At 54.8% G+C, this 7,345-nt stretch carries 4 protein-coding genes; 1 reads left to right on the top strand and 3 read right to left on the bottom strand.

Annotation, left to right across the window (positions count from 1 at the left end):
- Nucleotides 1-1,000: 1,000 nt before the first annotated feature.
- Complete coding sequence (locus V9K67_RS25270) at nt 1,001-2,746, bottom strand: M3 family oligoendopeptidase (protein ID WP_336727615.1); 1,746 nt, start codon at nt 2,744-2,746, stop codon at nt 1,001-1,003.
- A 116-nt stretch (nt 2,747-2,862) separates the two neighbouring features.
- On the bottom strand, nt 2,863-3,306 hold the full coding sequence (locus V9K67_RS25265) for a DUF5606 family protein (RefSeq protein WP_336727613.1): 444 nt from the start codon (nt 3,304-3,306) through the stop codon (nt 2,863-2,865).
- A gap of 158 nt (nt 3,307-3,464) precedes the next feature.
- Between V9K67_RS25265 and V9K67_RS25260 the strand changes: the two genes are divergently transcribed.
- A complete protein-coding gene (locus V9K67_RS25260; RefSeq protein WP_336727610.1) occupies nt 3,465-6,332 on the top strand; it encodes an outer membrane beta-barrel protein in 2,868 nt (955 codons plus the stop codon).
- A gap of 286 nt (nt 6,333-6,618) precedes the next feature.
- On the opposite strand, the gene V9K67_RS25255 is transcribed toward V9K67_RS25260, so the two are convergent.
- Nucleotides 6,619-7,263: a DsbA family protein gene (locus tag V9K67_RS25255; RefSeq protein ID WP_336727607.1), complete on the bottom strand. Its 645-nt coding sequence runs from the start codon at nt 7,261-7,263 to the stop codon at nt 6,619-6,621.
- Nucleotides 7,264-7,345 lie beyond the last annotated feature (82 nt).

The raw sequence follows: 7,345 nt of genomic DNA, 5'->3' as shown, positions 1-7,345 counted from the left end.
ACATACCCTTCAATAATAAAAAGAGGCCTACCGATCTGATCAGTAAGCCTCTGGAAAAGCTATTTTCAGGGATTCCCTAAATTACATTTATAATAAGATCAACGGCCGGCGCATATAATTACAGGGAAAATGAAAAGCGACCGGGAAAATTTAGTAACGTTTAAGGGAGGGGGGATGGAGGACTGTTAAAAAAAGTTAAACGTTTTCTTTTTTATAAGGATTTTTCTTTGCTTCTTTGCAATAGAAACACCCCTGCTGATACCAGGGGCGGCTGATCCCGCCGGAAACGAGACCAGCCTGAAACGTTTTTTGCGATTAACGATGCTTTGCTACTAACGATGCTTGCTTGTCACTAACGATTTGCTTTGCTATGCTCTTTGCTACTAACGATATTCAATGCCACCAACGATTGGCGTGCTTATGAGTTTTTCTTGCTACTAACGTTGTTCTGTCACTAACGATTGCTTCCGTATGAAGTTCGAAGTTCTTTGCTACTAACGATTACTCTTGTCACTAACGATTGTCTTGCGTATGAAATCTCTTTGCTACTAACGATTGTTCTTGTCACTAACGATTGCTTTCATTCTTTGCTACTAACGATTGCCTGCCACTAACGATTGCCTTTCCTTCTTCATTTCCTTTGCTGATACAAAAATAAGAGGAGTCCCTCTCCTCTTATTTTCAATTAATGTGCCAGCTCATTATGCCAAAATAGAGCCCTCCATTACCCAAACCCTTTACCAGAGCGGGTTTCAGCCTTTTTATTTCATTATTTCCAACTGCCTTTTTGACTTCAAAAATTCATTGTTCAACCATTAAGCTGTCCTAAAAGCAGGCTCAGCGGAGACAGACCGGATAAAAAGGCAGTTTCCTCCAAAAGTCCCCTGCAGCATCTGAGGCAGGCTGGGCAAAACCGTCCCCTCCTCCTGCCACAAAAAAACCGGCCTGCTGCACGCAGGCCGGTTTTTTATTTTATAGTTGTTAGAACCGGTAGTTATGGCTATGCCTTTTTGCCGGCACGGGGATGGGAGATGGCCTCCACTTCGTCCTTTACGAACAGCATCAGCTCGCTGATGTATTCCGGGGAGAAATCGAACTTCAGGCCGGCAGCCTGGAACAGCTCCGGCAGGGTGCGGGTGCCGCCCATTTGCAGGGCCTGGATATAGTTGTTCACGGCCTGCTCCCTGTTTTCCTTGAACTGCTTCCACAGCCCGATGGCACCCAGCTGGGCAATGCCGTACTCGATATAATAGAACGGCACTTCGTACAGGTGCAGTTGTCGCTGCCAGCCGAAGCGGCGGTATTCTTCCAGCCCGGTGACGTCGATGGCAATGGAGGTGAACTCGTTGGAGATCAGCCGCCAGTGTTCCGCCCGTTGCTCCAGGGTATGCTGCGGGTGTTCGTAGATCCAGTGCTGGAACTTGTCGATGGTGGCGATCCAGGGGAAGATGGTCAGCACCCGCTCGAGCTGGTGCTCGCGGGCCCGCCGCAGGTCCTCTTCGTTGTCGAAGAACACGTTCCAGTAGTCCATGCTGAACAGCTCCATGGCCATGCTGGCCACTTCGGCGATCTCCATGGGGTATTCCTTAAAAGCCGTCAGCTCGAGGTTGTGCGCCAGGAAGGAATGCACCGCATGGCCGCCTTCGTGCACCATGGTGGTGACGTCGTGCATCTGGCCGGCAGCGTTCATAAAGATGAAGGGCGCCCCGGTTTCGGGCAGGGGGCAGTTGTAGCCGCCGGGGGCCTTGCCCTTGCGGCTGTCCAGGTCGAGCCGGCCCATTTCGCGCATCTTCACCAGGCATTCGGCAAAGAAGGGGTTCATTTGCTGAAAACATTCAATAGCCTTCTGCGCCAGCTCTTCGCCGGTCTGGAACGGCTGCAGCGGCTCGATGCCTTCGGGCTCGGCGTCCACGTCCCAGGGACGCAGCGAATCCAGGCCCAGGTGCTGGCGCTTGCGGTCGTAAATGAAATCTACCAACGGCAGCACGTGGGTGCGCACGGCATGGTGAAACTGGAAACAATCCTCCTTGGTATAGTCAAAGCGGCCCAGCTCGGAAAACCGGAAGTCGCGGTAGTTGGCAAATCCGGCATTCAGGGCCACCTGGTGGCGCTTTTCCAGCAGTTGGCTGAACAGGTCGTTCAGCTGGTCGCGGTCCTGCAGGCGGCGCTGCTGGATCTTGTGGTACACCTCTTCACGCAGGGCCCGGTTAGGGCTCTGCAAAAACTTGGCAGCCTGCTGCAGGGTGTATTCCTTTCCCTGGATCTCCACGGTCATTTTACCGGAGATGACACCGAACTGCTGCGCCTTGACGGCGATCTCGGCCTGGAGGGGCACGTTTTCCTCGCGGAACAGCTCGATGCTCTTGCGCACGTTGCGCAGGTAGGTAAAGTATTTTTCCTTGTCGAGTCCCTGGGAGAACTCGCTGCCGATGAGTTTGCGGTTCAGCTTATCGGCATAAGGCTGGATCTTGGGCTGGATCTCCAGCACAAAATAGTTGAAGGCAGCCTCCAGTTCTTTGTTTTCGGTATCGCAGGTCATGCGGATCTGGCGCCAGGCGGCGTCTTCGCCGATCACGGCTTCCAGCTCGCTGACGTCCTGCAGCCAGCGTTGCAGCTCGTTGGCCGAACCGACGGGGCGGTTCAGCAGTTCCTGGAAGTAAGGCTCCAGGGCAGGCCAGTCGGTTACTTTAAAATCTGCGGGCAGGTAATGGCGCGGAATGCTGGTAATTTGGGCACTGTATTCCATGAGCTAAGAGATTAAACAAGTGAAAGATCAAGGGAGATAATCGGCAATAAGCAATGGGCAATAAGCAACAGGCATGTGTCGATTGCCTATTGTTTATTGCCCATTGCCTATTCTTCTTAGTTTCCAGACTCAGTTGTCTCAGCGGCTTCAGTCGCCTCGGCGGCTTCTTCTTCCTGCTGGCGCGGGGTAAAGTCGATCCCCTGCTTTTGCAGCACTTCGTACCATTTCACCATTTTCTTCATATCGCTGGCGTACACCCGCTCAAAATCCAGGTTGGGGTACACCTTTTCGAAATATCCTTTCAGCTGGGCATTGTCCTTGGCATCGGGCAGGGCTTCGCTGCTGCCTTTCATGGCCACGAACACCTCTGCCAGGTTCACGTTCTCGTTCACGGTATATACCTCGATGCTTTCCAGGTGCGACAAATTATGGATGCGGGAAGAAATGAATTTAGTGGTGTTGTTTTCCAGCGAGCGCACCAGGGCGCCATCGCTTTTGCTGCTGACAATTTCATACAAACCGGGCAATCCGGTTACGGCTACGATTCTATTATACTCCATACGGTTGTTTTTTGGAAGGTGCAATATACAAACCCTGACGGGAAACTGGGAACCCGGATTCGCCCGCCTCATTTATTCACCTTAATTAACACTGGTAGGCTTGCCCGGCACAGTTTTTCGCCCGCCTCCGGTATTCGGAACCGGAAAAACGGCTTTTTATGCGCAAAAAGATTCTTCTCCTTGGCCTGGCCTTCCTGGCGGCAGGCACCTGTACCCTGAAGGCACAAACCTTTACCCTGAGCGGGAAACTGCAACAACAGGAGGCCAGCCGGCCGGTGCAGGGAGCTACCGCCCTGCTGCAAAGCGCTACCGACACCACCCTCCGCCTCCATACCGTAAGCGATTCCTCGGGATTTTTCCGGTTTACCGGCCTGCGGCGGGACTCGTTCCTGCTGCGGATCAGCTCCATCGGCTACGAAAACCTCAGCCGGGGCGTCCGCATCGACAGCACGGACAAGGACCTGGGCACCCTGGTGCTGCCCAAAACCTCCAAAGAGCTGACGGGCGTAACGGTAACGGTGACCGTACCGCCGGCGACCCAAAAGGGCGACACGGTCCAGTACAACGCCAGCCAGTTTAAAGTGAATCCCGACGCCAGCGCCGAAGACCTGGCCCGCAAGCTTCCCGGCGTGACCATAGAAGACGGCCAGGTAAAGGCCCAGGGCGAAAACGTACAAAAGGTGACCATCGACGGCCGCGAGCTGTTCGGCGACGATGCGACCGCCGCCCTGCGCAACCTGCCGGCCGAAATCATTGACAAGATCCAGGTGTTCGACCGCCTGAGCGACCAGGCCCAGCTGACCGGCTTCGACGACGGCAACACCCAGAAAGGCATCAACATCGTGACCAAGGCGAATATGCGCAACGGCCAGTTCGGACGGGTATACGCCGGCTACGGCACCGACGGCCGCTACCAGGCGGGCGGCAATGCCACTATATTAAAGGACAACCGGCGCCTCTCGCTGGTGGGCCTAGCCAACAACATCAACCAGCAGAACTTCTCCTCCCAGGACCTGCTGGGCGTAACCAGCAATGCCCAACGCGGCGGCAACCGGGGCGGTAACCGCGGCGGCGGGGGCGGAGGGGGTAACCGGGGAGGAAACCGCGGGGGCGGCGGTAATTCCGGCGGCTTTGGCAACAACGGCAACTTCCTGGTAGGTCAGCAGAACGGCATCAACCGCACCAACTCGGCCGGCATCAACTATTCCGACCTCTGGGGTAAAAAAGTAACCGTCTCGGGCTCCTACTTTTTCAACAACAACGACAATACCACCAACGAAACCGTCAACCGCCAGTACTTTTTGCAAAACGTCGCCAACCTGAATGAAGCCACCCGCTCCGGCAGCAAGAACAACAACCATCGCTTCAATATGCGCTTCGAGTACAAGATCGACTCGTCGAACCAGCTGTTGATCATGCCCAGCCTGAGTTTTCAGAACAACAGCACGGACCGGCACAACACCACCCTTTCCTTTTTCGATACCACCCAAAAGGTCAGCGAAACCCGCAATACTTCGAATAGCGACCGCAAAGGCAACAACCTGAACAACACGATCCTGTACCGCCACTCCTTTGCCAAACGCGGCCGCAGCTTTTCCATCAACCTCAACACCTCCTACAACCAGCGCACGGGCGAAACCTTCCTTGACGCCTTCAACCGGCGCTACAACACGGACGGCAGCTACTACGACTCGCTCTCGCAACAGTATACCGACCAGGCCAACAGCGGCTACCAGCTCTCCACCAACATCGGCTATACAGAGCCGGTAGGGAAAAAAGGCCAGCTGCAGCTCAGCTATAACCCCTCCTACTCCCGCAGCCAGGCCGACCAGCAAACCTTCCAATTCAACCCGGCGGACGCCAAGTACTCGATCTTCCGCGACAGCCTGTCCAGCCGGTTCAACAATACTTTCAAGGCCCAGAACGCCGGCCTGTCGTTCCGCCGCGGCGACCGCGACAACCAAATATCCTTCGGCCTCAATTACCAGCATTCCTCGCTGAACAGCGACCAGCAATACCCGCGGCAGCTGACGGTGAGCAAAACCTTCGACAACCTCCTGCCCAACGCCCAACTGCGGCTGAAGTTCTCGGACCGCAGCTCGTTCCGCTTCTTCTACCGCGCCAACACTTCGCAGCCCTCCGTGACCCAGCTGCAGGACGTGGCCGACATCTCCCACCCGCCCTACATCAGCATGGGCAACCCCGAGCTGGAACAGCAGTACATGCACACCCTCAGCACCCGCTACACCTTCACCAACACGGCCAAAGGCCTGCTGCTGGTGGGCAACGTTTATTACCAGGCGGCCAGGAACTACATCACCAACGCTACCTATATCGCCGATAGCGACTCCACCATCGGCAAGGGCATTACCCTGCTGCGGGGCCAGCAGCTGACCAAGCCGGTGAATGTCGACGGCTACAGCAGCTTCCGCTCCTTCCTCACCTTTGCCGTGCCGCTGAAAACCATCAAGTCGAACTTCAACCTCAACGGGGGCTTTACCTACGGCAAGCAGCCGGGGATCATCAATTACCTGAAAAACGAATCGCAGAATTACACCTATACCCTGGGATCGGTGCTCGCCAGCAACATCAGCCAATACGTGGACTTTACCGTTTCGTACTCGGCCAACTTCAGCCAGGTGAAAAACGAAGTGCAGCCGGCGCAGAACAACAACTACTTCAGCCACGTGGGCGGTGTTCAGCTGAACTTGCTTTCGAAAAATGGCTGGTTTTTCCAAAACGACCTGAACAACCAGCTCTACCGGGGCCTGTCACTGGGCTTCAACCAGTCGTACTGGCTGTGGAATATGAGTGCGGGGAAAAAGTTCTTTAAGAACCAGAAGGGAGAATTGCGCCTGAGCGTCTTCGACCTGCTGCGCCAGAACCAAAGCATCAGCCGCAACGTCACCGACGCCTATATCGAAGACGTGCAAAACGAAGTGCTGCGCCAGTACTTCATGCTGACCTTCAGCTACAACCTTAGGAATTTCGGATCGGGGAAGCCCGCAGGGCTTCAACAAAAGTAGCCCCGGGTGCAACCCGGGGGCAGCAGTAGTTCTTTACGCACAACCCTGAATTGGGTTGAATGTGTCCTGTTCGACTAAAAGCAGTATTCGGCTTCGAAGGATCCTTCGAAAAGCCTTCCTGATTACGGACTCCTCTTTTGTTGCGGGTCCCACCTTCAACCCCATTCGGGGTTGGGGTTAACGAACTACTGCTGACCCCGGGTTGCACCCGGGGCTACTTTTGTTGAAGCCCTGCGGGCTTCCCAATCCCGGCTAACCTAAGCGAAAATGGTATAACTCGTAAAATTTAAATTTCAGCGAGTACCTTATCCACCCGCCTCGTCATCGTTTCATAATCGGTAAATCCTCGTGTGAGCAGGAAGAACTTGGAGTCGGAGACCTGGATCAGCACGGCCGGGAAGCCGGTGATGTTCAATTGCTTGGTCAGGGCAAATTCGTAGTAAGCCTTTTCACGGTATTCTTCGCTGTCGAGCTTGGCGTAAAAATCCTCTTCGGGAATATTGTACTGGTGCAGCAGGTGGCGGTAGGCCTCGTTATCGGTGAGGTCGCGGCCTTCGTAATTAAGGGCGTACTGCAGGTCGGAGGCCATGGACACGGCCTGGTCGGGATAGTACTCTTTGAAGATACACAGGGCCACGGCCGGCTTAGTGCTGTCGGGGAACCAGTCGGTTTCGGAGGGGTGAAATACATGCCACAGGAAGTCCTGGCCGAACTGGATGCCGGTGGTTTCCTCCACCTGCTTGTAGGCGGTTTGGATATAGGTGGCCAGGGGCGCGAAATGCTGCGGCTCGTCCGGCAGGATCATACCGCCGGAAAGCACGTCGAAGTCCACCCGGTCCTTGTATTCTTCGGCCAGGCGGCGGATCACCGGGCTGAAGCCGTAGCACCAGCCACAATAGGCATCATAGCAATAGTAAATAACAGGTTTCATGGGCGTTGCCAGCTTATTTTAAAATTGGCCCGTAAGGTAGGCATAAGAAGGGATTGAACCGAATACCGGATTCTTAATATAA

The sequence above is a fragment of the Huijunlia imazamoxiresistens genome (assembly GCF_037132455.1).
Taxonomy (GTDB): domain Bacteria; phylum Bacteroidota; class Bacteroidia; order Chitinophagales; family Chitinophagaceae; genus Flavisolibacter; species Flavisolibacter imazamoxiresistens.
This window is presented reverse-complemented; position numbering and strand designations above follow the sequence as displayed.